Here is a 25,570-nt window from a genome sequence, read left to right as displayed (position 1 = left end):
CCGGGCGTCAGAAGCGGTACTGCTCGTCGTACCCGGCGCCGGGCTGCTGCTGCCCGTTGCCCTGGTACGGGTACGGCTGCTCCTGCGGGAGTTCGCCGCCGTAGCTGTCGTCGCTGCGCTGCTGCGGGACCCAGACCCCGCCGGCCGGGGTCTCGCCGTAGCCGCCGGTGGCGTACGGGTCCTGGCCGTAGCCCTGCTGGCCGTACTGCTGCTGGCCGTAGCCGGCGTCGTAGGCGGTGCCGCCGTAGCCCTGGCTGCCGACATAGGGATCGGAGTAGTTGGCGTAGCCCTGCTGGCCGCCGGTGTCGTAGCCGTAGTTCTGCTGGCCGTAGCCCGAGTAGTCGTAGGCGTAGTTCTGGTCGGCGGACTGGGGCTGGGCCGCGGCCGCGTAGGCGGTGTCGCCGTAGACGCCGTAGGAGCCGGTGTCGTCCGGGAGCGGCTGGGGCTCGTAGACGGTGGTGGTCTCGGCGGCGGACGGCTCGGCGGAGCGGGCCGGGGCGAAGACGTCGTCGCGGTCGTAGTCGTCGCCGTGGGCGAGCTGCTCGTGGCCGTAGCCGGCGTCGTCGCGGCCCTCGCCCGCCTCCAGGTCGGAGACCTCCAGCGTCGGGTCCTGGCGCTCCGCCCTGCCGCGACGGCGCTTGCTGCCGCCGTTCTCCGCCTCGTCGTCGGGGCGCTTGACCGCCCAGCCGGCGGCGAAGCCGCGGCGGAAGGACAGCGTGACGTAGGTCTGGCCGAGCGCGAAGGCGATCGCGCCCGCGCCGATGACGACGACCGAGGGCATCAGCACACCGACGACGACGCCGAGGAAGCCCGCGAAGGCGAGCAGCCGCCAGCGCAGCCGCGCCTTGTACTGCAGCAGCACCTCACCGAGCAGCCACAGTGCGACGACGCCGAACGCGATGTAGAGGACCGTCCAGCCCATGTACGCCCCTCTCCCAGTGGCCGCTACGCAGTGTGTCGTATCGCGGTGCGGCCGGTCTAGGCCTGCGGGGGATGGTGCAGGCCCAGGTTCTCGTAGATTTCCAGGGTCGCCGTGGAGTTGTTGAGCGTGATGAAGTGCAGTCCGGGCACTCCCTCGGCCAGCAGCCGTGCGCAGAACTCCGTGGCGAACTCGATACCGATGGAGCGTACCGCCGCCGGATCGTCCTTCGCTGTGAGGATGCGCTCTTTCAGGGCGTCCGGGAACAGCGCGGTGCTGAGCTTGGGCACCCGCTCCAGCATCCGCACGCTGGTGACCGGCAGGATCTCGGGGATCACGGGTGTCTCGCAGCCCGCGGCCTCGACCCGGTCGCGCAGCCGCAGATACGACTCCGGCTGGAAGAACATCTGTGTGATGGCGTAGTCGGCGCCCGCGCGGCACTTGTCGACGAAGTGCCGGACGTCGGTGTCCCAGTCGGCGGAGCGCGGATGCATCTCGGGAAACGCGGCCACGCCCACACAGAAGTCGCCCGACTCCTTGATGAGCTGGACGAGTTCGGCCGCGTACTCCAGGCCCCGGGGGTGCGGGACCCAGTCACCCATCGGGTCGCCGGGCGGGTCGCCGCGCACGGCGAGCATGTTGCGGATACCGGCGTCCGCGTACTGGCCGATGATGTTGCGCAGCTCGGCGATGGAGTGGTCGACCGCGGTGAGGTGGGCGACCGGTGTGAGCGTCGTGTCGACGACGATCTGCTGGGTCTCCCTGACCGTGGTCGTGCGGGTGGTGCCGCCGGCGCCGTAGGTGACGGACACGAAGTCCGGCGCCACCGCCTCGACCCTGCGCAGCGCGTTCCACAGGTTCCGCTCACCCTGGGGCGTCTTCGGCGCGTAGAACTCGAACGAGTACGTCGTCTTGCCGGTGGCCAGGATGTCGCGCACGGTGCGTGCGCGATCAGTCCTGGTGGATGCGGTTCCGAGGGCCATACCCGCAGGTTAGTCAGGGGGCGGCGGTACCCCAACCGGACGTCGGTCATTTGCCCGATTTGCCGCTTCTTCGTCCACTCCTTGGACAGAAATCCGGACAGGGTCCGCCCGGACCGCGTCCTTCCGCCGTGCCGCTACCGCTGCCGCAGCCGCTTGGCGAACCGCGCGGCGGCGTCACCCGGGTCGTCGGCCTCGGTGATCGCGCGGACCACGACCACCCGGCGGGCGCCCGCGTCCAGTACCTGCTCCAGGTTGCCGTGGTCGATGCCGCCGATGGCGAACCAGGGGCGGTCGGTGCCCAGGCCCGCGGTGTACCGCACCAGGCCGAGGCCGGGGGCGGGCCGGCCGGGCTTGGTCGGGGTGGGCCAGCACGGGCCGGTGCAGAAGTAGTCCACGCCCCGCTGGACGGCGGCCGCCGCGGCCTCGGACTCGCTGTGCGTGGAGCGGCCGATCAGCACGCCGTCACCGAGGACGGCGCGGGCGGCGGGCACGGGGAGATCGCCCTGGCCCAGGTGGAGCACGTCGGCGCGGGCGGCGTGGGCGACATCGGCCCGGTCGTTGACCGCGAGCAGCTTGCCGTGCCGGGCGCAGGCGTCGGCGAGGACCCGGAGGTGCTCCAGCTCCTCGGCGGCCTCCATGCCCTTGTCACGCAGCTGCACGATGTCGACACCGCCCGCCAGGACCGCGTCCAGGAACTCGGCGAGGTCGCCCTGCCGTCTGCGGGCGTCCGTGCAGAGGTACAGACGTGCGTCGGCGAGTCGGTCGCGGGCGGTGTCGGACATGCGTGGGTCCCCCCGGGTCGGTGTCCATGGGTGTGCGAGCGGGTGGCGTACGGACCGGGGCCCGTACGCCACCGCGCGGTGCGGGTCGTTCAGAAGGCGAGCGCCTGGGCGCGCCGCTTCACCTCCGTGCCGCGATTCTCGCTCAGGGCCTGCGCGGGGGTGCCGGGCAGGCTCGGGTCGGGGGTGAAGAGCCACTCGATCATTTCTTCGACCGTGAAGCCGTCGTCACGCAGGAGCGTCAGGGTCCCGGACAGGCCCTTGACGACCTTGTCCCCGTCGATGAAGGCGGCGGGGACGTGCAGCGCCCGGTTCTCACCGCGGCGTACGGCGATGAGCTGGCCCTCCTTGACCAGCTGCCGCACACGCGTCACCTCGACATCGAGCCGTTCGGCGATGTCGGGGAGGGTGAGCCAGCCGGGGACGAGTGCATCGATCTTTGCGTCAATCTCGGTCACGGGATCTAGCCTGCCATCCGCCACTGACAGTCGGAAGCCAGGCCGGTCCGCGTGGGGGGAACAGGACCTAGTCGAGGGTGGCGTTCTTCAGGGGCCGCGCCGGGTCGGCCAGGGCCTCGGGATCCATGCGGCGGCCCGCCTCGATCAGCCGCCGGCCCTGGGCCAGGTCGCGGGGCCGGCCCACGGCCAGCAGGGCCACCAGCCGGTCCTCGCGCAGCCAGCAGACGGACCAGGCCGGGCCCGCCGGCTCGCCGCGCCACACCATGCGGTCGGCGGCGGCGTGGTGGCCCGCGTACTGGACGAACCGCCCGAACTGCTCCGACCAGAAGTACGGCACCGGGTCGTAGACCGCGGGGATCTCGCCGAGGATGTTCGCGGCGACCGTACGCGGCCCCTGCAGGGCGTTGTCCCAGTGGTGGACCAGCAGCCGGGCGCCGTAGCGGGCGGACGGGAAGGAGGCGCAGTCGCCGACGGCGTACACGTCCTCGGCGGAGGCGCGCAGCCGGTGGTCGGCCAGGACCTCGCCGTGCGCGCCCAGCTCGATGCCGGAGCCGGCCAGCCAGGCGGTGGCGGGGCGGGCGCCGATGCCGACCACGACGGCGTCCGCGGGCAGCCGGGTGCCGTCGTCGAGCAGCACCGCGCCGGGCTCCACGCGCTCCACGCGCGCGCCGGTGCGCAGTTCGGCGCCGCTGTCGGCGTACCAGGCGGTCATGGGCGCGGCGACCTCGGCGGGCAGCGCACCGGCGAGCGGCCGGTCGGCGGCCTCCACGACGGTCACGGCGCAGCCCGCCTCGCGGGCGGCGGTGGCGAACTCGGCGCCGATCCAGCCGGCGCCGACGACCACGATGTGGTGCTGCCGGGCCAGTACCGGCCGCAGCCGTTCGGCGTCGTCCAGGGTGCGCAGCAGATGCACGCCGGGCACGCCCTCGGTGCCGGGCAGCGTGACCGGTTCGGCGCCGGTGGCGAGGACCAGGACGTCGTACGGCACGGGGCCGGCCCCGGTGTCCAGTTCGTGGTCGGCGGGGCGCACGCCCAGCGCCTCGCAGCCGAGCCTGAGTTCGATGCCGAGGGACTCGAAGTCCACGTCGAAGGCGGAGCCCTCGGCCGTGCCGAGGAGCACGGCCTTGGACAGCGGCGGCCGGTCGTAGGGCTGGTGTGGCTCGGCACCGATCAGGGTGACGGTGCCCGTGAAGCCCTGTTCCCGCAGGGCCACCGCGGTCTGCACCCCGGCCATGCCCGCGCCGGCGACCACCACGCGCCGCCGCGGCGTGCCCTGCTGTGCTGTCTGCTCGCTCACCCGGTCACCTTAGACAACTGACGGAACGTCAGTCAGCGGACGTGCTCGGTGACCTGCTCCACAACGCTGGTCCCGGCGCCCGCCTGCGACTCCCACTCCCAGGTCTCCTCCAGCCGCACCCGCCCGTCGGGCAGCTCCACGACCGTCGACTCGCAGTGCCCCGAGGAGGTGGTCCCGTCCCGCTTGAGCTGCACGTAACGGAAGTCCAGCCGGTCGCCGTCCCGGGTGCCGACCAGGTGGCCGCGCACCACGTCGCCGCCCGCGTACTCGGCCCAGATCTCGCCGTCCCGCTCGTGGTAGGCGAAACGGGTGCGCGTACCCACCTGGCCCGGGGCCTGGTCCGCAACGGGGGCGAGCACGAGTCCGTCGAGCGAGGGGGCCATGGGGCGGGGCTCCTTACGAGGTCGGGGCGCCGAAGGCTAGGGTGGCCACCGTACAAGCACTCGCGGGAGCCCGGACGCACCGGGCTGAGAGGGAGGCTGGCGGCCTCCGACCGTACGAACCTGATCCGGGTCATGCCGGCGAAGGGAGGGGCTGGACGCCCATGCCGTCACGTACGTCCGACGTCCTCGTCATCGGGGGCGGGATCATCGGCCTGGTCACGGCCTGGCGCGCCGCGCAACGCGGGCTCGCCACGGCCGTGGTGGACCCCGAGCCCGGCGGCGGCGCCGCGCGGGTCGCGGCGGGAATGCTGGCCGCTGTCACCGAACTGCACTACGGCGAGGAGAGACTGCTCGCCCTCAACCTGGAATCGGCCCGCCGCTACCCGGACTTCGCGGCCGAGCTGACCGAACTGACCGGTCGCGACCTGGGCTACCGGCGCTGCGGCACGCTCGCCGTGGCGCTCGACTCGGACGACCGCGCCCATCTGCGGGAGCTGCACGACCTGCAACGGCGTTCGGGGCTCGACTCCGTGTGGCTGTCGGGGCGGGAGTGCCGGCGCCTCGAACCGATGCTCGCGCCCGGGGTGCGGGGCGGGCTGCGGGTCGACGGCGACCATCAGATCGACCCCAGGAGGCTGGCCTCCGCCCTGGTGGACGCCTGCGAGCGGTCCGGGGTGGCGTTCCACCGGGGCTGGGCCGAGCGGCTCGACGTCACCCAGGGCCGGGCCACGGGGGTCACCACGGCGGACGGCACCCGGCTGGGCGCGGGCCGGGTGGTGCTCGCCGGCGGCAGCCTCAGCGGGCGTCTCGCGGGCGTCCCGGACGACCTGCTGCCCCCGGTGCGGCCGGTGAAGGGGCAGGTGCTGCGGCTGACCGTGCCCCCGCGGTACGCGCCGTTCCTCAGCCGCACCGTGCGGGCCGTGGTGCGCGGCAGCCAGGTCTACCTCGTGCCCCGGGAGAACGGCGAGCTGGTCGTCGGCGCGACCAGCGAGGAGCTGGGCTGGGACACCACGGTGACCGCCGGGGGCGTGTACGAGCTGCTGCGCGACGCCCATGAGCTGGTGCCGGGGATCACCGAGCTGCCCCTCACCGAGACCCGGGCCGGTCTGCGGCCCGGTTCCCCCGACAACGCCCCGCTGCTCGGCCCGTGCGGGCTCGACGGGCTGCTGCTGGCCACCGGGCACTACCGCAACGGAGTCCTGCTGACGCCGGTCACCGGGGACGTCATGGCCGAGCTGCTGGCCGGCGGCGAGCTGCCGGAGGCGGCCCGTCCGTTCACCCCGGAGCGCTTCGGCGCCGTACTCGTGGAGCAGCCCGCATGAGCATCCGTGTCTCGGTCAACGGCGAACGCCGGGAGATCGCCCCGGGCACCGCGCTGGACGCGCTGGTGAAGACCCTGACCGCGGCGCCCTCCGGGGTGGCCGCGGCCGTCAACGAGACCGTCGTACCGCGCTCGCGCTGGGCGGCCACCGCGCTCCTCGACGGCGACCGGGTCGAGGTCCTCACCGCCGTCCAGGGAGGCTGACCATGACCGACGATCCCTTCGTGGTGGGCGGGGTGCCCTTCGGGTCCCGGCTGATCATGGGCACCGGCGGCGCGCCCAGCCTGGACGTGCTGGAGCGCGCGCTGGTCGCCTCCGGCACGGAGCTGACCACGGTGGCGATGCGGCGGGTCGATCCCGGAGTGCAGGGCTCGGTGCTGTCGGTGCTGGAGAGGCTGGGCATCCGGGTGCTGCCGAACACCGCGGGCTGCTTCACCGCCGGGGAGGCCGTGCTGACGGCCCGGCTGGCGCGCGAGGCGCTGGGCACCGACCTGGTGAAGCTGGAGGTCATCGCCGACGAGCGCACCCTGCTGCCGGACCCGGTGGAACTCCTGGAGGCGGCGGAGACTCTGGTCGACGACGGGTTCACGGTGCTGCCGTACACCAACGACGACCCCGTGCTGGCGCGGAAGCTGGAGGACGCGGGCTGTGCGGCGGTGATGCCGCTGGGCTCCCCGATCGGCTCCGGGCTGGGGATCCGCAATCCGCACAACTTCCAGCTCATCGTGGAGCACGCGCGCGTGCCGGTGATCCTGGACGCGGGCGCCGGCACGGCCTCGGACGTCGCCCTGGCGATGGAGCTGGGCTGCGACGGCGTGATGCTCGCCTCCGCGGTGACCCGGGCCCAGCGGCCCGAGACCATGGCCGCGGCGATGCGGCACGCGGTGGAGGCGGGGCGGCTGGCCCGGCTGGCGGGCCGGATCCCGCGCAGGCACTTCGCCGAGGCCTCCTCCCCCACCGGGGGCCGCGCCGACCTGGACCCGGAGCGGCCCGCTTTCTAGGGTCCTTCGTTCGGATCAGGCCGGATCAGGGAGCGGTGCCAGGGCCCGCGAGCCCGGCATGATCCGAACGAGAGGTCCTGGTTCCCGCCCGCCTCCCGGGACAGTCACAGGACTGCTGCAGTACGTCACCGGAACGGCGCAGCGTGCGGCGGTGTCGGTCGGTCCTCGTACACTCGCCTGCGTGGATACGACCCTTCAGGACCCGCTCGTCGGGCAGGTGCTCGACGGACGCTATCGCGTCGACGCGCGGATCGCTGTCGGCGGGATGGCCACGGTCTACCGGGCCCTGGACACCCGCCTGGACCGCGTGCTCGCGCTCAAGGTGATGCACCCGGCCCTGGCGGCCGACGGGGCGTTCGTGGACCGGTTCATCCGCGAGGCCAAGTCGGTCGCCCGGCTCGCCCACCCCAACGTGGTGCAGGTCTTCGACCAGGGCACCGACGCGTCGTACGTGTACCTGGCGATGGAGTACGTCGCCGGGTGCACGCTGCGGGACGTGCTGCGCGAGCGGGGGGCGCTGCAGCCCCGGGCGGCGCTGGACATCCTGGAGCCGGTGCTGGCCGCGCTCGGCGCAGCGCACCGGGCCGGGTTCGTGCACCGGGACATGAAACCCGAGAACGTGCTGATAGGCGACGACGGCCGGGTGAAGGTCGCCGACTTCGGGCTGGTGCGGTCGGTGGACACGGTGACCAGCACCACGGGCGCCGTCCTCGGGACCGTGTCGTATCTCGCGCCCGAGCAGGTGGAGCAGGGCACCGCCGACCCGCGTGTCGACGTGTACGCCTGCGGTGTCGTCCTCTACGAGATGCTGACCGGCGGCAAGCCGCACTCCGGGGACTCCCCCGCGCAGATCCTGTACAAGCACATCCACGAGGACGTGCCCCCGCCCTCCGCGCTCGTGCCGGGGCTGCCGCCGGAGCTGGACGTGCTGGTCGCCTCGGCGACCGCGCGCGACCCGGACCTCCGGCCGGACGACGCCGCCGCGCTGCTCGGCCAGGTGCTGCGGGCCCGTGCCGGGCTCAGCGCCGGTCAGCTCGACGCCGTGCCGCCGCAGGCGCTGTCCGCGGAGCACGACAACGCCGGGGACCGTACGAGCGTGATCCCGCGCTCGCTCACCGTGCCCCGGCCGCTGCCGGTCAACGAGGACGAGGGCCCGGCGGACGTCCGGCACACCAGCCGGCTGCAGAGCCCTCCGCTGCCCGAACGTCGGCGTCCGCTCCGGCCGGGGCGCCGGCTCATCGCCCTCGTCGCCGCCGTGCTCGTGGTCCTCGGTGTGGGCGCGGGGGTCTGGTACATCAACTCCGGGCAGTTCACCAAGGTCCCGCCCCTGCTGGCCAAGACCGAGGAGCAGGCGACGGCGCGGCTGAAGTCGTCCGGGCTCCACGTCAAGGAGATCAAGCGCGAGTACAACGACACGGTCGGCAGCGGCACGGTCATCAGCTCCGATCCGGCGGCCGGGTCCCGCATCCGGGGCAACGGCTCCGTCACCCTCGTCATCTCCCGGGGCCCGGAGATCGTGAAGGTGCCCGACCTGCGCGGGGAGCCGCTGGCCAAGGCGCGCTCGCGGCTGAAGTCGGCCGGGCTGGAGCCGGGCATGGTCAACCGTGCCTTCAGCGACAGCGTGGACCGGGGCTCGGTGATCGGCACCGACCCGGAGACGGGCACCAAGCGGCACGCGGGCTCGGCCATCGCGCTCCTGGTGAGCAAGGGCAGCCCGGTCGACGTGCCGGACGTCACCGGCGAGGACCAGGACAGCGCCCGGCAGGACCTCGAGGACGCGGGTCTGAAGGTGCGGATCTCCGCGCAGCAGGTCAACTCCGAGTACGACAAGGGCCAGGTGGCCCGGCAGACGCCGGGGGCCGACAGCCAGGCCGCCGAGGGCGACACCGTGACGCTGACCCTGTCCAAGGGGCCGGTGATGGTGACGGTGCCGGACGTGGTCGGCTCGAGTGTGGACGACGCCACGCAGCGGCTGGAGGCCGCCGGCTTCGAGGTGGACGAGGACCGGGGCCTGCTCGGGCTGTTCGGCGACACCGTGAAGGAGCAGTCGGTGGACGCGGGCGGCAAGGCGCCCAAGGGTTCGACGATCACGATCACCATCCGCTGACCCGGTGAGCGGGGTCACCGGGGACCGCGGCCCGGCGGCGGGGGACGGCATGACACCCTGAACGGGTGACATCCCAGCCGTCCCCTTCCGCCGCCCCGCCCCTGACCGGCCCCGCCCGCAACCCGATCGGCGGTCACGTCCCGGTGGCCGGCGGTCTGCACTCGGTGGGGCTTTCCTACGCCCGCGAGCTGAAGGCCGAGACCGTGCAGGTCTTCGTCGCCAACCCGCGCGGGTGGGCGACGCCGGCCGGAAACCCACGGCAGGACGAGGCGTTCCGCGAGGCGTGTGCCGCGCAGTCGCTCCCGGCGTATGTGCACGCCCCCTATCTGATCAACTTCGGCTCGCACACCGAGGCGACCGTGGAGCGCTCGGTGGAGTCGCTGAGGCACTCGCTGCGGCGCGGGCGGGGGATCGGGGCGCTCGGCGTGGTGGTGCACACGGGCAGCGCGACCGGCGGGCGGGCGCGCGAGGTGGCGCTGAAGCAGGTGCGTGCCCACCTGCTGCCGCTGCTGGACGAGCTGACCCACGACGACGACCCGTTCCTGCTGCTGGAGTCGACCGCGGGGCAGGGCGCCTCGCTGTGCTCGCGCACCTGGGATTTCGGGCCGTACTTCGAGGCGCTGGACGCCCATCCGAAGCTCGGCGTCTGCCTGGACACCTGTCACATCTTCGCCGCCGGGCACGACCTGACCGGGCCGAGCGGTATGCACCAGACCCTGGACCTGCTGGTGGACACCGTGGGCGAGGGCCGGCTGAAGCTGATCCACGCCAACGACTCCAAGGACGTGGCGGGCGCGCACAAGGACCGGCACGAGAACATCGGCGCCGGTCACATCGGCGAGGACCCGTTCCGCGCGCTGATGAACCACCCGGCGACGGCGGGCGTGCCGCTCGTCATCGAGACTCCCGGCGGCAAGGAGGGACACTCGGCGGACGTGGAGCGGCTGAAGAAACTGCGGGATTCCTGACCCGCGGGAATACCCCCAGGGGGTATGCGGTTCCGGTAGGCACAGGAACCGTCCGCTCGGCATTGGGGGACCTCATGGAGCACACGGCACACACCGAGCACCACCACCGGCAGCACGGCGGCCACGACCACGGATCCGGCCACGGCTCGGCGAGCTGGGCGACGGCCGCGCAGGCTACCCTGCACTGCCTCACCGGCTGCGCCATCGGCGAGGTGCTCGGCATGATCATCGGCACCGCGGCCGGCTGGGGGAACCTGCCGACGATGGTGCTGGCGATCGTCCTGGCCTTCTTCTTCGGCTACTCGCTCACCATGCGCGGAGTCCTCCGGGCCGGCGTCGACCTGCGGACCGCGATCCGCGTGGCCCTGGCCGCCGACACCCTGTCCATCGCCGTGATGGAGCTGATCGACAACGGGGTGATCCTGGTCTGGCCGTCCGCGATGGACGCCACGCTCGCCGACGCGCTGTTCTGGATCTCGCTGGCCGTCTCGCTGGTGATCGCCTTCGTGGTGACCACCCCGGTCAACAAGTGGACGATCGGGCGGGGCAGGGGGCACGCCGTGGTGCACCGGTACCACCACTGAGAGGCGGCACGCGCCGGGATCAGAGCTCGGGACCGTCCCCGGGCTCTTCCTGGTATGAGTAGCGCTGCTCCTTCCAGGGGTCGCCGATGTTGTGGTAGCCGCGCTCCTCCCAGAAGCCGCGGCGGTCGGCGGTCATGTACTCCACGCCCCGGACCCACTTGGGCCCCTTCCAGGCGTACAGGTGGGGGACGATCAGGCGGACCGGGAAGCCGTGTTCGGCGGTGAGGAGTTCGCCGTCCTTGTGGGTGGCGAAGATCGTGCGGTCGGAGGCGAAGTCCGCGAGCCGCAGGTTGGAGCTGAAGCCGTACTCCGCCCAGACCATCACATGGGTGACGTCCGCGGCCGGCGGGGCGAGGTCCAGTACCGCGCGGGCCGGGACGCCGCCCCACTCCGCGCCGGTCATGCTGTACTTCGTCACGCAGTGCAGATCGGCCACCACGGTGGTGTAGGGCAGCGCGGTGAACTCCTCGTGGCCCCAGGTGCGCTTGTCGCCGTCGGCGGTGGCGCCGAAGACCCGGAACTCCCAGCGCTCGGGCCGGAACTTCGGTACCGGACCGTAGTGCGTGACCGGCCAGCCACGCTGCAGCCGCTGCCCCGGCGGAAGCTCGGACCCTGCCGCTTCTCCAGACGCTCGCTCCACCGGATGACCCATGTATCCATCCTGACAGACCTCGGGCAGTGCCCTTGACCACCCGCTCTCGGATCGGACAAGTGCCACCAAGACGCCACGTACGTAATTAGTACGCACTTACTGGACGATCTTCTCGGCCGGTGAAATCATGCGGCGCTAGCTACCCGGTTCGACCATCTGAAGGAGTCCATCGCGATGCAGGGCGACCCCGAGGTCATCGAACTGCTCAACGAGCAGCTGACCGCCGAGCTGACCGCGATCAACCAGTACTTCCTGCACGCCAAGCTGCAGGACCACAAGGGATGGACGAAGCTCGCCCAGTACACCCGAGCCGAGTCGTTCGACGAGATGCGGCACGCGGAGGTCCTCACCGACCGCATCCTGCTGCTGGACGGCCTGCCGAACTACCAGCGGCTCTTCCATGTGCAGGTCGGGCAGACGGTGGCCGAGATGTTCCGGGCCGACCGGCAGATCGAGGTCGAGGCCATCGACCGGCTGCGCCGCGGCGTCCAGCTCATGCGCGAGAAGGACGACATCACGTCGGCGAACATCTTCGAGGCGATCCTGGCCGACGAGGAGCACCACATCGACTACCTGGACACCCAGCTCGAGCTCGTGGACAAGCTCGGTGAGGCGCTGTACCTGTCGACCGTGATCGAGCAGAGCCAGCCCGACCCGTCCTGACCGGGCACCGGCGGCTTCTCCACGCACTGAGCGGCCGCGGAGGGCGGCGCCGGGCGGGGTGTCAGGCGGCGTCGTCCAGCCGGTCGAGGGCCGGTGCGCGCTGGTCGATCAGTTCCCGGCGGGGGCAGGCGCCCCGGCCGAGCAGCGCCTGGATGCGCCGTACGCAGCCGCCGCAGTCCGTGCCCGCCTTGGAGGCGGAGGCTATCTGGCGGGGGGTGCAGGCACCGTTCTCCGCGTGCTGCTTGACCTGGGCCTCGGTGATGCCGAAGCAGCTGCAGACGTACACGCGGATTCACCTCCCGACGGGATCGCTGTTGTCATGCCGTCCCGTTTTCCGGTGAGGCAAACCTAACCTTACCCATCGCGTGGCGAAGTCAAAAGACGTGGGGCGCGGATCCTGTGTGATCCGCGCCCCAGATCACTCACTGGTCCCGGTACATCTCCGCGACGAGGAACGCCAGGTCGAGGGACTGGCTGCGGTTCAGCCGCGGGTCGCAGGCCGTCTCGTAGCGCTGGTGCAGGTCGTCGACGAAGATCTCGTCGCCGCCGCCCACGCACTCGGTGACGTCGTCGCCGGTCAGCTCCACGTGGATGCCGCCCGGGTGGGTGCCGAGCCCCTTGTGGACCTCGAAGAAGCCCTTGACCTCGTCGAGCACGTCGTCGAAGCGGCGGGTCTTGTGGCCGGAGGCCGCCTCGAAGGTGTTGCCGTGCATCGGGTCGGTCACCCAGGCCACCGTGGCACCGGACGCCGTGACCTTCTCGACCAGCTCGGGGAGCCGGTCGCGGATCTTGTCCGCGCCCATGCGGACGATGAAGGTCAGCCGGCCCGGCTCCCGCTCGGGGTCGAGGCGGTCGATGTACCGCAGCGCCTCCTCGGCCGTGGTGGTCGGGCCGAGCTTGATGCCGATCGGGTTGCGGATGCGCGAGGCGAACTCGATGTGCGCGCCGTCCATCTGCCGGGTGCGCTCCCCGATCCACACCATGTGCCCGGAGACGTCGTACAGCTTGCCGGTGCGGGAGTCGACCCTGGTCAGGGCGGACTCGTAGTCCAGCAGCAGCGCCTCGTGCGAGGAGAAGAACTCGACGGTCTTGAACTCCTCCGGGTCGGTGCCGCAGGCCCGCATGAAGTTCAGCGCGCTGTCGATCTCCCGCGCCAGCTGCTCGTAGCGCTGCCCGGACGGCGAGGACTTCACGAAGTCCTGGTTCCAGGCGTGCACCTGGCGCAGGTCGGCGTAGCCGCCGGTGGTGAAGGCGCGCACCAGGTTCAGCGTGGAGGCCGAGGCGTTGTACATGCGCTTCAGCCGCTCGGGGTCCGGGACGCGGGCTTCCTCGGTGAAGTCGAAGCCGTTGACGGAGTCGCCGCGGTAGGTCGGCAGGGTCACGCCGTCCCGGGTCTCGGTCGGCTTGGAGCGCGGCTTGGAGTACTGGCCGGCGATCCGGCCCACCTTGACCACCGGCACGGAGGCCGCGTAGGTCAGGACGGCGCCCATCTGGAGCAGCGTCTTGAGCTTGTTGCGGATGTGGTCGGCGGACACCGCGTCGAAGGCCTCGGCGCAGTCGCCGCCCTGGAGGAGGAACGCCTCTCCCTTGGCGACGGCCGCCATCCGGGCGCGCAGCTGGTCGCACTCGCCCGCGAAGACGAGCGGCGGATACGACTCGAGGTCCGCGATCACTGCGCGCAGAGCCTCGGTGTCGGGGTACTCGGGCTGCTGCGCCGCGGGCAGGTCTCGCCAGGTGTTGCCAGCGCTCGCGCTGGTCTTAGCGTTCACGGTCACCCCTCAAACATTACGGGGTCGTGTCGCATGCTCTTCGTTCGGCTCGAAGGATGAGACGGACTGTTTGCCCCGTGGACGCCGGGCCGGTGCGGTAGGGTTCCCGGCATGTTCGCGCTTTCGATCCAGAACTGGTGGTGGACCGCTCATCCGGCGGCCCACTGACTGCGCGTACGCAAGACTTCGCGAAGGCCGCCCGAGGGGCGGCCTTCGGCGTTTCCCGGGGCCGTTCCTCTCCGTCAGGCAGACGACCGAGAAGGAGCCCCACCCGTGAACCTGCAGGACCTGTTGTCCGACCCCCGTCCCTTCGCGCTGCTCCGCCGGCGCACCCCGGGCCGCGACGAGCAGTCGGTGGAGCTGCTGCTCGGCCCCGTCACCGCCCGGGACAGGCTGGCCGACCTGCCCGACGAGGGCCTGGCGCTCGTCCCGTTCCGGCAGATCCGCGAGCGCGGCTTCGACGTCCGGGACGACGGCACCCCGCTGCTGGTGCTGACCCCCGAGGAGTCGTACGAGATCCCGCTCGCCGAGGCCCTGCGGTCGCTGCCCGGCCATGAGGTGCGGGTCGAGGGCGGGGGCTTCGACGTCGGTGACGAGGAGTACGGCGAGATCGTGGGGCGGGTGCTGCGCGAGGAGATCGGCCGGGGCGAGGGCGCCAACTTCGTGATCCGGCGGACGTACGAGGGCGAGATCCCCGGCTTCGGGCGGGCGGACGCGCTGGCGCTGTTCCGGCGGCTGCTGGAGGGCGAGCGGGGCGCGTACTGGACGTTCGTCGTGCACACCGGGGAGCGGACGCTGGTCGGTGCCAGCCCCGAGGTGCACGTGCGGATGTCGGGCGGGACCGTCGTCATGAACCCGATCAGCGGGACGTACCGCTATCCGGCCGGGGGGCCGACGCCGGAGCATCTGCTGGACTTCCTCGCCGACGGCAAGGAGACCGAGGAGCTGTCCATGGTCGTCGACGAGGAACTGAAGATGATGTGCACCGTCGGCGACATGGGCGGGGTGGTCGTCGGGCCCCGCCTGAAGGAGATGGCGCACCTCGCGCACACCGAGTACGAGCTGCGCGGGAAGTCCTCCCTGGACGCGCGGGAGGTGCTGCGGGAGACCATGTTCGCGGCCACGGTCACCGGGTCACCGGTGCAGAACGCCTGCCGGGTGATCGAACGGCACGAGGCAGGCGGGCGCGGCTACTACGCGGGCGCGCTGGCACTGCTCGGGCGGGACTCCGGCGGCGCCCAGACGCTGGACTCCCCCATCCTGATCCGCACCGCCGACATCGCGGCCGACGGCCGGCTGCGCGTCCCGGTCGGCGCGACACTGGTGCGCGGTTCGGATCCGGCGGGCGAGGTGGCGGAGACGCACGCGAAGGCGGCGGGGGTGCTCGCGGCCCTCGGGGTACGGCCCTCCGCGCCGCGCACGGAGAGCGGGCGCCCCCGGCTGGCCGACGATCCCCGGGTGCGGACGGCGCTGGACGGGCGCCGGGCCTCCCTCGCCCCCTTCTGGCTGCGGATGCAGGAGCGCTCCGAGGTCCTCACGGGGCACGCGCTCGTCGTCGACGGCGAGGACACCTTCACGGCGATGCTGGCGCACGTGCTGCGCTCGGCCGGGCTGGAGGTGACCGTCCGGCGCTACGACGAGCCGGGGCTGCGGCGGGCCGTGCTCGCGCACCCGGGGCCGGTGGTGCTGGGGCCGGGCCCGGGCGACCCGTCCGACCCGGCCGACCCGAAGATGCGCGTCCTGCGGGACCTGGCCGCCGCCGTGATCGGGGAACACCGGCACGGCGTGCTCGGGGTCTGCCTGGGGCACGAGCTGATCGCGGCGGAGCTGGGTCTGGAGATCGTCCGCAAGGAGGTCCCGTACCAGGGGGCGCAGACCACGATCGACCTGTTCGGGCGGCCGGAGACGGTCGGCTTCTACAACAGCTTCACGGCCCGCTGCGACGACGAGGCGGCCCGGGAGCTGGCCGCGCACCACGTGGAGGTAAGCCGGGCCGGGAACGGGGAGGTGCACGCGGTACGGGGCCCGGGGTTCGCCGGGGTGCAGTTCCACCCGGAGTCGGTGCTGACCCTGAACGGGGCAGCGGTCGTGCGGGAGCTGATCGGCGAGCTGCGCGGGGTGAGCAGGGCGGGCTGACGGCGGAGGCCCGGGGACCGCGGTACGGTCCCCGGGCCCCCACCGCGGGCCTTGACGTGCCGTCAGCCGAAGAACACCCCGACCTCGTCGTAGAGCTTGGGGTCGACGGTCTTCAGCTTGGCCGTGGCCTCGGCGATCGGGACGCGCACGATGTCGGTGCCGCGCAGGGCGACCATCTTTCCGAAGTCGCCGTCGCGCACGCAGTCGATGGCGTGCAGGCCGAAGCGGGTGGCGAGCCAGCGGTCGAAGGCGCTGGGGGTGCCGCCGCGCTGGATGTGCCCGAGCACGGTCGTGCGGGCCTCCTTGCCGGTGCGCTTCTCGATCTCCTTGGCCAGCCACTCGCCGACTCCGGACAGCCGGACGTGCCCGAAGGAGTCCAGCGACTCGTCCTTGAGGACCATCTCGCCGTCCTTGGGCATGGCGCCCTCGGCGACGACGACGATCGGGGCGTACGAGGCCTTGAAGCGGGAGGTGATCCAGGCGCACACCTGGTCGAGGTCGAAGCGCTGCTCGGGGATGAGGATGACGTTGGCGCCGCCGGCCAGCCCGGAGTGCAGTGCGATCCAGCCGGCGTGACGGCCCATCACCTCGCAGACCAGGACCCGCATGTGGGACTCGGCGGTGGTGTGCAGTCGGTCGATGGCCTCGGTGGCGATGCCGACCGCGGTGTCGAAGCCGAAGGTGTAGTCGGTGGCGGACAGGTCGTTGTCGATGGTCTTCGGCACGCCGACGCAGGGCACGCCGTACTCGTCGGAGAGGCGGGCGGCGACGCCCAGGGTGTCCTCGCCGCCGATCGCGATGAGCGCGTCGACCTCCTGTTTGGCCAGGTTCTCCTTGATGCGGCGGATGCCGCCCTCCACCTTGAGGGGGTTGGTCCGCGAGGAGCCGAGCACGGTGCCTCCGCGGGGCAGGATGCCGCGCACCGCGGGGATGTCGAGGCGGACCGTGTAGTTCTCGAGCGGACCCCGCCAGCCGTCCCGGAAGCCGACGAAGTCGTATCCGTACTCCTGCACGCCCTTGCGGACGACGCCCCGGATGACGGCGTTGAGCCCGGGGCAGTCACCGCCTCCGGTCAGTACTCCCACCCGCATGCCACACGTCCCTTCACCGCGGTTACCTGACGCTCACTCACGGTAACGGTGATGCGGGTCACACGGCGAGAGGCGGGGAGGGCGATTCCGGTGAATTGTCAGGAGACCGCTTGACCAGCCGGTTTCACTCCTCGTCGAGGCCGCGCTCGATCGCGTACCGCACCAGCTCGACCCGATTGTGGAGCTGGAGCTTGCCGAGGGTGTTCTGGACGTGGTTCTGGACGGTGCGGTGGGAGATGACGAGGCGTTCGGCGATCTGCTTGTAGCTCAGGCCCTTGGCGACCAGCCGCAGCACCTCGGTCTCCCGTTCGGTCAGCCGGGGCGCCCCGGGGGAGTCCGTGTCGGGGGCGGGCGCCGGCTCGGCGGCCAGACGCCGGTACTCGCCGAGGACCAGTCCGGCGAGGCCCGGGGTGAACACCGGGTCGCCGACTGCGGTACGGCGCACCGCGTCCAGCAGTTCCGCGGTGGAGGCCGACTTCAGCAGATAGCCCGTGGCGCCGGACTTCACCGCCTCCAGCACATCGGCGTGCTCGCCGCTGGCGGAGAGCACCAGGACACGCAGCGCGGGGTTGTGGGCCACCAGTTCCTTGCACACCGCCACACCGGGCTTGGCGGGCAGGTTGAGGTCCAGCACGAGGACGTCCGGGGCCACGGCCTTGGCGCGGCGGACCGCCTGTTCGCCGTCGCCCGCGGTGGCCACCACCTCGAAGCCGGACTCGGCGAGGTCCCGGGCGACCGCGTCGCGCCACATGGGGTGGTCGTCGACCACCATGACCCTGATCGGATCCTGCTGCTGCGTCATCGCCGTTCCGCCTTCCCCCGCGCCTTCGCGGCGCCCTTCGGTACTTTCAACTCGACCTCCGTGCCCTGTCCGGGCACCGAGATCAGCTCGGCGCTGCCGCCGAGGTCGCGCAGCCGGCCGCGGATCGACTGGGCCACGCCCAGCCGGCCCTCGCCCTCGGCCTGGGCCAGCCGGCCCTCGGGGATGCCGGGGCCGTCGTCCCGCACGGTCACGATGATCTCGTCCGGCTCGTCCTCGACCAGGATCCAGGCACGGGCCTCGGCTCCGGCGTGCTCGCGCACGTTGTCCAGGGCCGCCCCGACCGCCGCCGCCAGCTCCCGCGCGGCCGGCCGCGGCAGTTCGACCGGGGCGCCGGGCTCGGCGAGGCTGGTCCGGGCGCCCGCGTGGCGGGCGAGCAGAGCGCGCAGGTCGACCGGGCCGTCCGGTTCGCCGTCGTACGGCTCCTCGACGGCGCGTACGACGGCTCCGGCCGCGGCGTCCTCCGAGACCCGGGACACCGGCAGCAGACCTCCGGAGACCAGCGTGCGCAGCGCCACCTCCTGCTCGCCGGCCAGCCGCCCCAGCTCGGCGGCCTCGCCGCCGATGACCGCGCCGCGCCGCTGCACCATCGCCAGCACCTGGAGCACGCCGTCGTGGATGTCCCGGGCCAGCCGCTCGCGCTCCCGGGTCGCCGCCTCGATCTCCAGGGCGCGGGCGAGGGTGCGCTCGGAGGCGCGGGCGACCTCCACGACGTAGCCGATGGCGATGGAGGCGACCCAGACCAGGATCACGTTGTGCACGGTGTCCCGGGCCGGGCCGCCGCGCTCCACCAGGTTGACGGCGGCGACGGCCGTGGAGGCCACGGCGGCCCAGCGCCAGCCCCCCTTGATGGCGAAGGCCAGCACCGCGCCGGCGGTCCATATCGACGGCAGGGTCGGGCCGCCGCCCGCGATCCGCTCGTGGTTGTCGGCGAGCGGGGTGAGCAGGATGCCGGTGAGCGCGACGGTCAGGTCGGCGGCAAGGAAGCCCCTGGTGCAGCTCGCCGCGTTCGCCACCCTGGGCAGGGTGGCGAGCGTCCACACGACCAGGACCGCGTAGTAGCCGACGGCGACCCAGGGCCGCACGAAGTGCTCGTACGCCGTGGCGCACAGGCCGATGGCGTACAGCATCGTCAGCACCCGGTAGCCGGCGAGCGCACGCCACAGCGGCAGTTCGACCGACATCCTCATGACCCGCTCGCGCCTGGGCACGGCCCCGCCCCCCGATCCCCCGGTCCCCCGCTAGCTCCCGGCCTGCTTCTTCTCCGCCTTCTCGGCCTTCTCGGCCTCCTTGGCGGCCTTCGCCGCGTCCGCGATCTGCCGCTTGGCGGCGGTCGCGTACATGTCGACGTACTCCTGGCCGGAGAGCTTCATGATCTCGTACATGACCTCGTCGGTCACCGCGCGCAGCACGAACCGGTCGTGCTCCATGCCGTGGTAGCGGCTGAAGTCCAGGGGCTTGCCGATGCGGATGCCCGGGCGCATCAGCTTGGGCATCACCTGGCCGGGCGGCTGGATCTTCTCGGTGTCGATCATCGCGACCGGGATGACCGGCGCGCCGGTGGCGAGCGCCACGCGCGCGAGGCCGCCGGGCTTGCCCCGGTACAGCCGGCCGTCGGGCGAGCGGGTGCCCTCGGGGTAGATGCCGAACAGCTCTCCGCGTTCCAGCACCTCTATGCCGCTCTTGATCGCCGCCTCGCCGGCGCCGCGCGCCCCGGAGCGGTCCACCGGGAGCTGTCCGACGCCCTTGAAGAAGGCCGCGGTGAGGCGGCCCTTGACGCCGGGGGTGGTGAAGTACTCGGCCTTCGCGATGAAGGTGACCTTGCGGTCGAGGACCGCGGGGAGGAAGAAGGAGTCCGAGAACGAGAGGTGATTGCTCGCCAGGATGGCGGCGCCCTCGGGCGGAATGTTCTCGAGGCCCTCCACCCAGGGCCTGAAGGCGACCTTCAGCGGCCCTCCGATGGCGACCTTCATCGTGCCGTACAACACCCGCGTGCCTCCTGTTTCCGTGGGTCAGACCATAACCCGGAGTGCCGCCAATGGGCCCGACGACCCTGGTCGGTGTCAGTGCGGTCGCGTACGGTGAACCCCATCCGCCAGTTCTTCACGCCTTTCTCAGGAACAGGAGCCCGAAAGGTGCCGGTTCTTCCCGGAGCCGAGCCGTACCGCCACGAGGGCGGGGAGGTGGGTGTCCTCCTCTGTCACGGCTTCACCGGCTCGCCCCAGTCGCTGCGCCCCTGGGCGGAGCACCACGCGGCACGCGGTCTGACCGTGTCGCTGCCGCTGCTGCCCGGGCACGGCACCCGCTGGGAGGACCTGCAGGTCACGGGCTGGCAGGACTGGTACGCGGAGGTGGACCGCGAGCTGCGGCTGCTGGCCGGCCGCTGCTCGCGGGTGTTCGTCGGCGGTCTCTCGATGGGCGGGGCGCTGGCGCTGCGGCTCGCCGCCAAGCACGGTGACGCCGTCGCGGGCGTGGTGGTCGTCAACCCGGTGAACCGGGTGCACGGACTGTCGGCGTACGTCCTTCCGGTGGCCCGGCACCTGGCGCGCACGACGAAGGGCGTCGCCGGTGACATCGCCAAGGAAGGCGCCGCCGAGCTGGCTTACGACCGGGTGCCGCTGCACGCGGCGCACTCCCTGCGGGGGTTCCTGCGCCGGCTGGACGGCGAGCTGCCCCAGGTGACCCAGCCGTTGCTGCTGCTGCGCAGCGCCCACGACCACGTGGTCCCGGCGGCCGACTCGGCGCGCGTGCTGAGCCGGGTGTCCTCGAGGGACGTCACGCAGACCGTGCTGGAACAGAGCCGCCATGTGGCGACGTTGGACTACGACGCGGACCGGATCTTCGAGGAGAGCCTCGCCTTCATCGGCCGGCTCGCACCCATGACCGGCAAGGAAGGGACGGCCGCAGTTGGCTGAGCACGACTCCGACCGCGGGGACCGCGAGCCGGACGAGAAGGGGGTCCCCTTCGACGAGGAGGCCGCCTGGCAGGCGATCGTCGCGGGCTACGGCGCCGAGCCGCCGGACCCGCCGGGCAGCCGGCCGTACAAGCCGGTCGAGGATCTCGCGCTGCTCGAGAAGGAGCCCCCCGGCGAGGACGCCGAAGGACCCGGTGAGCCGCGGTCCGACCGGCCGCTGGGCAGCTCGGTCTCGTTCGCGCCCGGGGTGGGGCCGCGCGACTACCGCGTGGCCGAGCCCTCCGAGGACGACCTCGGCGAGGACGAGGAGGGCCACTTCGTGCCGCCGGAGCCGCCACCGCTGCCGACCGCGGACACGACCGCCAGGTTCGCCTGGCTGGGGGTGGTCGGCGGACCGGTCCTGCTCCTGCTGGCCGTGCTGCTCGGCTGGGAGATGACCTGGTATCTGGCGACCCTGGGCATCGGCGGGTTCCTCGGCGGGTTCGTGACGCTGGTGACGCGGATGCGGACGGACGAGGACGGGGACGACCCGGGGCGCGGGGCAGTGGTCTGACCCGCTGATCCGCTGGCCCGCCGACCCGGGCTATGAGGCCGGGATCCGGAGGGCGGCCAGGACCGGGAGGTGGTCCGTGGCCCTCCGCAGGTCGGCCTCGTCCACGCCCGGCAGACCGAGCGGCACCCCGCAGCCGAGGATCTCGATGCCCTCGGTGGCGAAGACGGCGTCGATGCGCTGGTGGGGGTCGGCGGCGGTGGAGGTGAACTCGCCGCCCCAGGGGCTGACGGCCCGGCAGTCCCGCAGGGCGGCGGCGAGACGGCGGAAGGTGCGCCCGTCGGGGCGTTCGTTGAGGTCACCGCCCGCCACGGCGTGCTCCACGCCCAGCGCGGCGAGGCGGTCCAGGAGCAGCCCGCCCTGCTCGTACCGCTCGTCCTGCCGCAGGCTCAGGTGGCAGCTCAGGACGCCTAGGCGGGCCCCGCCGAACCGTACGACGGCGGTGGCGAAACCGCGCCGGTGCAGTCCCGGGGTGAGCGGCAGGAGCACGTCCTCCGTGCGCTCGACCGTGGCCCGCAGCGAGCAGAGGATCGCCAGGCCCGCCGCCGTCGCGCCCCCCGTGAGGACGGTCTGACCGGAGGCCGCCGCGAGCCGGGCCAGTTTCTTGCGCCAGCGGAAGAAGCGCGGGGCCTCCTGGACGAGGACCAGGTCGGGGGCGCAGGCGGTGATCACCCGGGCGAGCGCGTCGGTGTCGTCGCGCATCGAGCGGACGTTGTAGGCGAGGACCCGGATGACGGCGGAACCGTCCGGTTCGGTACGGGAGTTGGGAAGCGTCGGGGTTGCCATGACGATCAACATACGACGATGCCCGCCGTCCCGGGACCGGACTCGGCGGGCACTGTCGTACGGGCTCGTCACATGATCGGGTCGGGCTCGCGGGCCAGGTCGGCCGCGCCCACCAGGCCTGCCTTGTTGCCGAGCTGGGCGGCGATCACATCGGCGACCGGACGCCAGTTGCCGCCCACCAGCCAGCGCTTGTAGGACTTGCGGATCGGGTCCAGGACCAGGTCGCCCTCGTCGGAGAGGCCGCCGCCGACGATGAACGCGGAGGGGTCGAAGAGGGAGGCGAGGTCGGCGAGGCCGGCGCCGGCCCAGCGGGCCAGCTCGCGGTAGGAGTCGACGGCGACCGGGTCGCCCTGGCGGGCGGCCATGGAGATGTGCTTGCCCTCGATGCCGTCGGGGGTGCCGTCGCCGAGGGAGAGCAGTACCTCGGCGCGCTCGGGGGTGGCGTTGGCGCGCTGCGTGGCGTAGCGCACCAGGGCGCGGCCGGAGGCGTACTGCTCCCAGCAGCCCTGCGAGCCGCAGCCGCACAGCAGACCGTCCGGCACCATCCGGATGTGGCCGAACTCGGCGGCCACGCCGAAGTGGCCGCGGCGCAGCTTGTTGCCGATGATGATGCCGCCGCCGAGGCCGGTGCCGAGCGTGATGCAGATGACGTTGCGGTGGCCCTTGCCGGCGCCGAACTTGTACTCGCCCCAGGCGGCGGCGTTGGCGTCGTTCTCGACCACGACGGGAAGGCCCACGCGGGCCTCGACCTTCTCCTTGAGCGGCTCGTTGCGCCAGTCGATGTTGGGCGCGAAGTAGACCGTCGAGCGCTGCCGGTTCACGTAACCGGCCGCACCGATGCCCACGCCGACGATCTCGTGCCCGGCGCGCGCGCCCTCCACCGCCGAGGCGATGGCGTCCACGATGGCCTCGGGCGTGGTGGGGGTCGGAACCTTGAAGGTCGAGAGGATGTTGCCTTCCTCGTCGACCACGCCGGCCGCGATCTTGGTGCCGCCGATGTCGACGCCGATGGTGAGTCCCATGAATCCCTCAGTTCGGTCGAGCCCCGCTACGGCCAACCGTACCCGAGGCCCTGCCGTGGGAGGGCTTCAGTCCAGGTCGATGCGCTCCCCCGGACCGCCGTCCTCGCCCCGGCCGGGGCCGTCGGGCCACTGGTCCTTGGAGCCGGCGGAGCCGGTGGTCCAGCGGCGTTCCTGGTTCTGGACGGCCGACCGGTAGGCGGCCAGCAGCTCGTTGCCGGCCGCGGCGAGGTGGTCGAACACGTCCGGGTTGCGCTCGAGGACGGGCTCCACGGCGGCTTTCGCCTGCTCGACGACCTGCCGCACCGCCTGCTGGGCGGCCGGTCCGGCGAGGCCCCCGAGGAGCGGGGACTGCAGGCCGGACAGCTTGTCGGCCACGGTGTCCACGAGTCTGCGCAGTTCCTCGGCGGCGGAGCCCGGCGGCGGGCCCTGCTCGGAGCGGCGGCGGGACTTCTCGGCGGCGAGGTCCTCGGCGCAGGCCGTGGACCAGGCGTCGGCGTCGGTCGCCCCCTCCTCGTGGACCTCCGCGGCGGGCTCGGGTGCGGGGCGCTCTTCGCTCATGGCGGACTCCTGACTACGGTTCGCCCCTACGACGTTACCCGAACGGCCCACCCGGTTCACCGGCCGGCCGCGGGCCACAGCCCGGGGTCGGGGGCGAACCGGACGCGCAGCTCGCTCTCGCGCAGCCCGGCGCCGGCGACGGTGCAGCGGCGCAGGGCGGAGGGCAGCGGAACGATCCGCCGGAAGGGGCCCGCGGTCACCACGAGTTCGTCGCCGCGCCGGATCAGGTCGAGGTCGTCCCGTACGGCGCCGGGCAGCGGGATGTGCCAGACCAGCACCCCGTCGGTGGCGAGGGTGTCGGTGACGGGCCACTCGACCGGGGCGGGCGCCGGGTTGACGCCGGGCACGGCGAGGGCGTCGAGGTCGTCGGCGCCGTGCGGGTCGCGGCCGAGGTGCGGGACGCGGTGGACGTCGTGCTCCGTCTGCCATTCGGCGAGCGTCTTGCGCTGCTGGGCGAGGAGTCCGGCCAGCCAGCTGTCGGGCACGGTGTCGGGCAGCACGCGGTTGGCGACCAGGGACTCGGTGCGCAGGCCGCGCAGGGCGAGGCCGAGCCCGGAGGTGCGTACGGCGTCGGCGCCTGCCGGGCCGGGTTCGGCGACCAGGCGTACGGAGGTGTGCCGGTCGGTGAGCACCGCCTCCACGGCGGCCAGCTCCATGTCCCAGCGGGCCGCCGTCTCGTACAGCCACTCGGCGGGCATGGGAACGCCGGCCAGCCGGCCGAGGACCGGGCGCAGGGCGCGGGCCGCCTGCCGCTCGGGCGGGAGCAGCCGGCGCAGGTAGCGGCGCAGTTCCTCGGGGAGGGCGAGCAGGGCCAGGGCCTGCGGGAGGGGCGGGAGGTCGACGACGAGGAGGTCGTAGCGCTCGGAGAGGGCGGCGTCCCGCAGGGCCCGCAGGAAGGAGAGTTCCTGGGCGCCGGGCAGCGGGGTGACCTCCTCGGCGTCCAGCCGGGCGGCGCCGAGGAGGTCCAGGACGTTCGCGGCGCGGGACTGGAAGGCGGTGAGGTCCTGCCGGAAGCGGTCGGCGGCGTCGGGACGCCAGACGGTGAGGTTCCCGGCGGCCTCGGTGGGGACCGGTCCTGTTCCGGTGCCCAGCGCCGCGCCGAGGGTGTCGGTGTGATCGGCGCCGAGCAGCAGGGTGCGGGTGCCGGCGGCCGCGGCGCGCTGTGCGGTGGCGGCGGCGATGGTCGTACGGCCGCTGCCGCCCGGGCCCGTGATCAGGAGGGTGCGCATGAGGGTGAACGGTAACGGAGTGGAAGGGCGCCCCGTGCCGCCGCAGAAGCCCGGGCCGCCGCTGGGCGGTGCTCCCGGGGCATCCGGTGTTGCGGGCCGCGGCTGCCGGAACGGTCCTAGTGGTCCGACTCCACGCGCTTCTTCAGGCCCGCCAGGGCGCGGTCGATGATGACCTTCTCGGCCTTGCGCTTGATCATGCCGAGCATGGGGATCTTTACGTCGACGGTGAGCAGGTAGGTCACCTCGGTGGCGCCCTGCCCGGCCGGCTTCAGGAGGTAGGAGCCGTCCAGGGAACGCAGCATCTGGGACTTCACCAGCGTCCAGGAGACCTCGTTCTCCCCGGACCAGGTGTACGCCAGCGTCTGGTCGTCCTTGATGGCGCCGGCGTCCATGACGAGGCGGACCTGCTCGGCGCGGCCCCGCTCGTCGGCCGCGAGCACCTCGGCCTCCTTGACCTCGCCGGTCCAGTCCGGATAGCGGGCGAAGTCGGCGATCACCGCCATGACGTCGGCCGGAGCCGCCTCGATCGTGATGCTCGAACTGGTGTGTTCCGCCATCGCCGTGGCTCCTCCAGATACG

At 72.6% G+C, this 25,570-nt stretch carries 29 protein-coding genes and 1 riboswitch; of the genes, 11 read left to right on the top strand and 18 right to left on the bottom strand.

Annotated elements, in window-relative coordinates; genetic code table 11:
- Positions 1 to 7: 7 nt before the first annotated feature.
- The 6 genes from ACZ6B1_RS22565 to ACZ6B1_RS22540 form a co-directional block, all read right to left on the bottom strand.
- Entirely contained in the window at positions 8 to 922 is a 915-nt protein-coding gene (locus ACZ6B1_RS22565) for an SCO2102 family sporulation regulator (protein ID WP_468780978.1), read from the bottom strand.
- Positions 923 to 978: 56 nt separating this feature from the next.
- The gene (gene metF, locus ACZ6B1_RS22560) at positions 979 to 1,902 is read right to left on the bottom strand and encodes a methylenetetrahydrofolate reductase [NAD(P)H] (RefSeq protein ID WP_468780976.1); all 924 of its coding nucleotides are present in this window, start codon (positions 1,900 to 1,902) and stop codon (positions 979 to 981) included.
- A 134-nt stretch (positions 1,903 to 2,036) separates the two neighbouring features.
- Complete coding sequence (thiE, locus tag ACZ6B1_RS22555; protein ID WP_468780974.1) at positions 2,037 to 2,684, bottom strand: thiamine phosphate synthase; 648 nt, start codon at positions 2,682 to 2,684, stop codon at positions 2,037 to 2,039.
- A gap of 89 nt (positions 2,685 to 2,773) precedes the next feature.
- Positions 2,774 to 3,139, bottom strand: coding sequence for an Rv2175c family DNA-binding protein (locus ACZ6B1_RS22550; RefSeq protein ID WP_451207347.1), 366 nt, complete (start codon positions 3,137 to 3,139; stop codon positions 2,774 to 2,776).
- Positions 3,140 to 3,206: 67 nt separating this feature from the next.
- A complete protein-coding gene (locus tag ACZ6B1_RS22545) occupies positions 3,207 to 4,436 on the bottom strand; it encodes an NAD(P)/FAD-dependent oxidoreductase (RefSeq protein WP_468780972.1) in 1,230 nt (409 codons plus the stop codon).
- A gap of 32 nt (positions 4,437 to 4,468) precedes the next feature.
- On the bottom strand, positions 4,469 to 4,819 hold the full coding sequence (locus ACZ6B1_RS22540) for an avidin-fold protein (RefSeq protein ID WP_468780970.1): 351 nt from the start codon (positions 4,817 to 4,819) through the stop codon (positions 4,469 to 4,471).
- Between the two features lie 52 nt (positions 4,820 to 4,871).
- A riboswitch (TPP riboswitch) is annotated at positions 4,872 to 4,983 on the top strand.
- Here ACZ6B1_RS22540 and thiO point away from each other — a divergent pair.
- The 6 genes from thiO (at position 4,981) to ACZ6B1_RS22510 (ending at position 10,800) form a co-directional block, all read left to right on the top strand.
- A complete protein-coding gene (gene thiO, locus ACZ6B1_RS22535; RefSeq protein WP_468780968.1) occupies positions 4,981 to 6,141 on the top strand; it encodes a glycine oxidase ThiO in 1,161 nt (386 codons plus the stop codon). Its footprint overlaps the riboswitch before it by 3 nt.
- A 2-nt stretch (positions 6,142 to 6,143) precedes the next feature.
- On the top strand, positions 6,144 to 6,344 hold the full coding sequence (gene thiS / locus ACZ6B1_RS22530; protein ID WP_468781560.1) for a sulfur carrier protein ThiS: 201 nt from the start codon (positions 6,144 to 6,146) through the stop codon (positions 6,342 to 6,344).
- A 2-nt stretch (positions 6,345 to 6,346) separates the two neighbouring features.
- Positions 6,347 to 7,141: a thiazole synthase gene (locus tag ACZ6B1_RS22525; protein WP_468780966.1), complete on the top strand. Its 795-nt coding sequence runs from the start codon at positions 6,347 to 6,349 to the stop codon at positions 7,139 to 7,141.
- A 181-nt stretch (positions 7,142 to 7,322) separates the two neighbouring features.
- On the top strand, positions 7,323 to 9,248 hold the full coding sequence (pknB, locus tag ACZ6B1_RS22520; protein ID WP_468780964.1) for a Stk1 family PASTA domain-containing Ser/Thr kinase: 1,926 nt from the start codon (positions 7,323 to 7,325) through the stop codon (positions 9,246 to 9,248).
- Between the two features lie 101 nt (positions 9,249 to 9,349).
- Positions 9,350 to 10,216: a deoxyribonuclease IV gene (locus tag ACZ6B1_RS22515; protein ID WP_468781559.1), complete on the top strand. Its 867-nt coding sequence runs from the start codon at positions 9,350 to 9,352 to the stop codon at positions 10,214 to 10,216.
- Between the two features lie 74 nt (positions 10,217 to 10,290).
- Positions 10,291 to 10,800, top strand: coding sequence for a DUF4396 domain-containing protein (locus ACZ6B1_RS22510; RefSeq protein ID WP_468780962.1), 510 nt, complete (start codon positions 10,291 to 10,293; stop codon positions 10,798 to 10,800).
- A gap of 19 nt (positions 10,801 to 10,819) precedes the next feature.
- On the opposite strand, the gene ACZ6B1_RS22505 is transcribed toward ACZ6B1_RS22510, so the two are convergent.
- Positions 10,820 to 11,452 carry a sulfite oxidase-like oxidoreductase gene (locus ACZ6B1_RS22505; protein WP_468780960.1) on the bottom strand — a complete coding sequence of 211 codons (633 nt, stop codon included), beginning with the start codon at positions 11,450 to 11,452 and terminating at the stop codon, positions 10,820 to 10,822.
- Between the two features lie 174 nt (positions 11,453 to 11,626).
- Between ACZ6B1_RS22505 and bfr the strand changes: the two genes are divergently transcribed.
- On the top strand, positions 11,627 to 12,115 hold the full coding sequence (gene bfr / locus ACZ6B1_RS22500) for a bacterioferritin (RefSeq protein ID WP_250401095.1): 489 nt from the start codon (positions 11,627 to 11,629) through the stop codon (positions 12,113 to 12,115).
- A gap of 61 nt (positions 12,116 to 12,176) precedes the next feature.
- Here the strand turns inward: bfr and ACZ6B1_RS22495 are convergent, their stop codons facing one another.
- Positions 12,177 to 12,401: a (2Fe-2S)-binding protein gene (locus ACZ6B1_RS22495; RefSeq protein ID WP_468780958.1), complete on the bottom strand. Its 225-nt coding sequence runs from the start codon at positions 12,399 to 12,401 to the stop codon at positions 12,177 to 12,179.
- 136 nt (positions 12,402 to 12,537) lie between these two features.
- The gene (locus ACZ6B1_RS22490) at positions 12,538 to 13,890 is read right to left on the bottom strand and encodes a class II 3-deoxy-7-phosphoheptulonate synthase (RefSeq protein WP_468780956.1); all 1,353 of its coding nucleotides are present in this window, start codon (positions 13,888 to 13,890) and stop codon (positions 12,538 to 12,540) included.
- A 105-nt stretch (positions 13,891 to 13,995) separates the two neighbouring features.
- On the opposite strand from ACZ6B1_RS22490, the gene ACZ6B1_RS22485 reads away from it, so the two are divergent.
- Together ACZ6B1_RS22485 and ACZ6B1_RS22480 are read left to right on the top strand one after the other, a co-directional pair.
- On the top strand, positions 13,996 to 14,052 hold the full coding sequence (locus ACZ6B1_RS22485) for a trp operon leader peptide (RefSeq protein ID WP_115913573.1): 57 nt from the start codon (positions 13,996 to 13,998) through the stop codon (positions 14,050 to 14,052).
- 105 nt (positions 14,053 to 14,157) lie between these two features.
- Complete coding sequence (locus ACZ6B1_RS22480) at positions 14,158 to 16,020, top strand: anthranilate synthase family protein (protein WP_468780954.1); 1,863 nt, start codon at positions 14,158 to 14,160, stop codon at positions 16,018 to 16,020.
- 62 nt (positions 16,021 to 16,082) lie between these two features.
- On the opposite strand, the gene ACZ6B1_RS22475 is transcribed toward ACZ6B1_RS22480, so the two are convergent.
- The 4 genes from ACZ6B1_RS22475 to ACZ6B1_RS22460 all read right to left on the bottom strand — a co-directional run bounded on the left by ACZ6B1_RS22475 (position 16,083) and on the right by ACZ6B1_RS22460 (position 19,916).
- The gene (locus tag ACZ6B1_RS22475; RefSeq protein WP_468780952.1) at positions 16,083 to 17,111 is read right to left on the bottom strand and encodes a 6-phosphofructokinase; all 1,029 of its coding nucleotides are present in this window, start codon (positions 17,109 to 17,111) and stop codon (positions 16,083 to 16,085) included.
- A gap of 124 nt (positions 17,112 to 17,235) precedes the next feature.
- Positions 17,236 to 17,913 carry a response regulator gene (locus ACZ6B1_RS22470; protein ID WP_468780950.1) on the bottom strand — a complete coding sequence of 226 codons (678 nt, stop codon included), beginning with the start codon at positions 17,911 to 17,913 and terminating at the stop codon, positions 17,236 to 17,238.
- A complete protein-coding gene (gene macS / locus ACZ6B1_RS22465) occupies positions 17,910 to 19,142 on the bottom strand; it encodes a MacS family sensor histidine kinase (RefSeq protein ID WP_468780948.1) in 1,233 nt (410 codons plus the stop codon). The genes ACZ6B1_RS22470 and macS overlap by 4 nt, the downstream gene beginning before the upstream one ends.
- A gap of 30 nt (positions 19,143 to 19,172) precedes the next feature.
- Positions 19,173 to 19,916, bottom strand: coding sequence for a lysophospholipid acyltransferase family protein (locus tag ACZ6B1_RS22460; RefSeq protein WP_250401201.1), 744 nt, complete (start codon positions 19,914 to 19,916; stop codon positions 19,173 to 19,175).
- Between the two features lie 150 nt (positions 19,917 to 20,066).
- Here ACZ6B1_RS22460 and ACZ6B1_RS22455 point away from each other — a divergent pair, with 150 nt between their 5' ends.
- Entirely contained in the window at positions 20,067 to 20,846 is a 780-nt protein-coding gene (locus ACZ6B1_RS22455; RefSeq protein WP_468780946.1) for an alpha/beta hydrolase, read from the top strand.
- Positions 20,839 to 21,399 (top strand): hypothetical protein, encoded by a 561-nt coding sequence (locus tag ACZ6B1_RS22450; RefSeq protein WP_468780944.1) that lies wholly within the window; start codon positions 20,839 to 20,841, stop codon positions 21,397 to 21,399. The genes ACZ6B1_RS22455 and ACZ6B1_RS22450 overlap by 8 nt, the downstream gene beginning before the upstream one ends.
- A 30-nt stretch (positions 21,400 to 21,429) precedes the next feature.
- On the opposite strand, the gene ACZ6B1_RS22445 is transcribed toward ACZ6B1_RS22450, so the two are convergent.
- From ACZ6B1_RS22445 to ACZ6B1_RS22425, 5 genes are all read right to left on the bottom strand, one after another.
- A complete protein-coding gene (locus ACZ6B1_RS22445; RefSeq protein ID WP_468780942.1) occupies positions 21,430 to 22,182 on the bottom strand; it encodes an endonuclease/exonuclease/phosphatase family protein in 753 nt (250 codons plus the stop codon).
- Between the two features lie 68 nt (positions 22,183 to 22,250).
- Complete coding sequence (locus ACZ6B1_RS22440) at positions 22,251 to 23,204, bottom strand: ROK family glucokinase (protein WP_199210230.1); 954 nt, start codon at positions 23,202 to 23,204, stop codon at positions 22,251 to 22,253.
- Between the two features lie 66 nt (positions 23,205 to 23,270).
- Entirely contained in the window at positions 23,271 to 23,762 is a 492-nt protein-coding gene (locus ACZ6B1_RS22435; protein WP_468780939.1) for a DUF5304 domain-containing protein, read from the bottom strand.
- Positions 23,763 to 23,818: 56 nt separating this feature from the next.
- On the bottom strand, positions 23,819 to 24,991 hold the full coding sequence (locus ACZ6B1_RS22430; protein ID WP_468780937.1) for an ArsA family ATPase: 1,173 nt from the start codon (positions 24,989 to 24,991) through the stop codon (positions 23,819 to 23,821).
- A 116-nt stretch (positions 24,992 to 25,107) separates the two neighbouring features.
- Positions 25,108 to 25,548: an SRPBCC family protein gene (locus ACZ6B1_RS22425; protein WP_199210232.1), complete on the bottom strand. Its 441-nt coding sequence runs from the start codon at positions 25,546 to 25,548 to the stop codon at positions 25,108 to 25,110.
- Positions 25,549 to 25,570 lie beyond the last annotated feature (22 nt).

Source organism: Streptomyces sp. NPDC041129, assembly GCF_055592265.1.
Note: the sequence above shows the minus strand (reverse complement) of the source record. Positions and strands in the feature narration are given on the sequence as shown.

What these genes read in the sequence shown, in the direction of transcription:
- ACZ6B1_RS22565 (WP_468780978.1), bottom strand. Translation starts at nt 922, where the DNA reads ATGGGCTGGACGGTCCTCTACATCGCGTTCGGCGTCGTCGCACTGTGG.
- metF (WP_468780976.1), bottom strand. Translation starts at nt 1,902, where the DNA reads ATGGCCCTCGGAACCGCATCCACCAGGACTGATCGCGCACGCACCGTG.
- thiE (WP_468780974.1), bottom strand. Translation starts at nt 2,684, where the DNA reads ATGTCCGACACCGCCCGCGACCGACTCGCCGACGCACGTCTGTACCTC.
- ACZ6B1_RS22540 (WP_468780970.1), bottom strand. Translation starts at nt 4,819, where the DNA reads ATGGCCCCCTCGCTCGACGGACTCGTGCTCGCCCCCGTTGCGGACCAG.
- thiO (WP_468780968.1), top strand. Translation starts at nt 4,981, where the DNA reads ATGCCGTCACGTACGTCCGACGTCCTCGTCATCGGGGGCGGGATCATC.
- ACZ6B1_RS22525 (WP_468780966.1), top strand. Translation starts at nt 6,347, where the DNA reads ATGACCGACGATCCCTTCGTGGTGGGCGGGGTGCCCTTCGGGTCCCGG.
- ACZ6B1_RS22510 (WP_468780962.1), top strand. Translation starts at nt 10,291, where the DNA reads ATGGAGCACACGGCACACACCGAGCACCACCACCGGCAGCACGGCGGC.
- ACZ6B1_RS22505 (WP_468780960.1), bottom strand. Translation starts at nt 11,452, where the DNA reads ATGGGTCATCCGGTGGAGCGAGCGTCTGGAGAAGCGGCAGGGTCCGAG.
- bfr (WP_250401095.1), top strand. Translation starts at nt 11,627, where the DNA reads ATGCAGGGCGACCCCGAGGTCATCGAACTGCTCAACGAGCAGCTGACC.
- ACZ6B1_RS22475 (WP_468780952.1), bottom strand. Translation starts at nt 17,111, where the DNA reads ATGCGGGTGGGAGTACTGACCGGAGGCGGTGACTGCCCCGGGCTCAAC.
- ACZ6B1_RS22470 (WP_468780950.1), bottom strand. Translation starts at nt 17,913, where the DNA reads ATGACGCAGCAGCAGGATCCGATCAGGGTCATGGTGGTCGACGACCAC.
- ACZ6B1_RS22445 (WP_468780942.1), bottom strand. Translation starts at nt 22,182, where the DNA reads ATGGCAACCCCGACGCTTCCCAACTCCCGTACCGAACCGGACGGTTCC.
- ACZ6B1_RS22440 (WP_199210230.1), bottom strand. Translation starts at nt 23,204, where the DNA reads ATGGGACTCACCATCGGCGTCGACATCGGCGGCACCAAGATCGCGGCC.
- ACZ6B1_RS22435 (WP_468780939.1), bottom strand. Translation starts at nt 23,762, where the DNA reads ATGAGCGAAGAGCGCCCCGCACCCGAGCCCGCCGCGGAGGTCCACGAG.
- ACZ6B1_RS22430 (WP_468780937.1), bottom strand. Translation starts at nt 24,991, where the DNA reads ATGCGCACCCTCCTGATCACGGGCCCGGGCGGCAGCGGCCGTACGACC.
- ACZ6B1_RS22425 (WP_199210232.1), bottom strand. Translation starts at nt 25,548, where the DNA reads ATGGCGGAACACACCAGTTCGAGCATCACGATCGAGGCGGCTCCGGCC.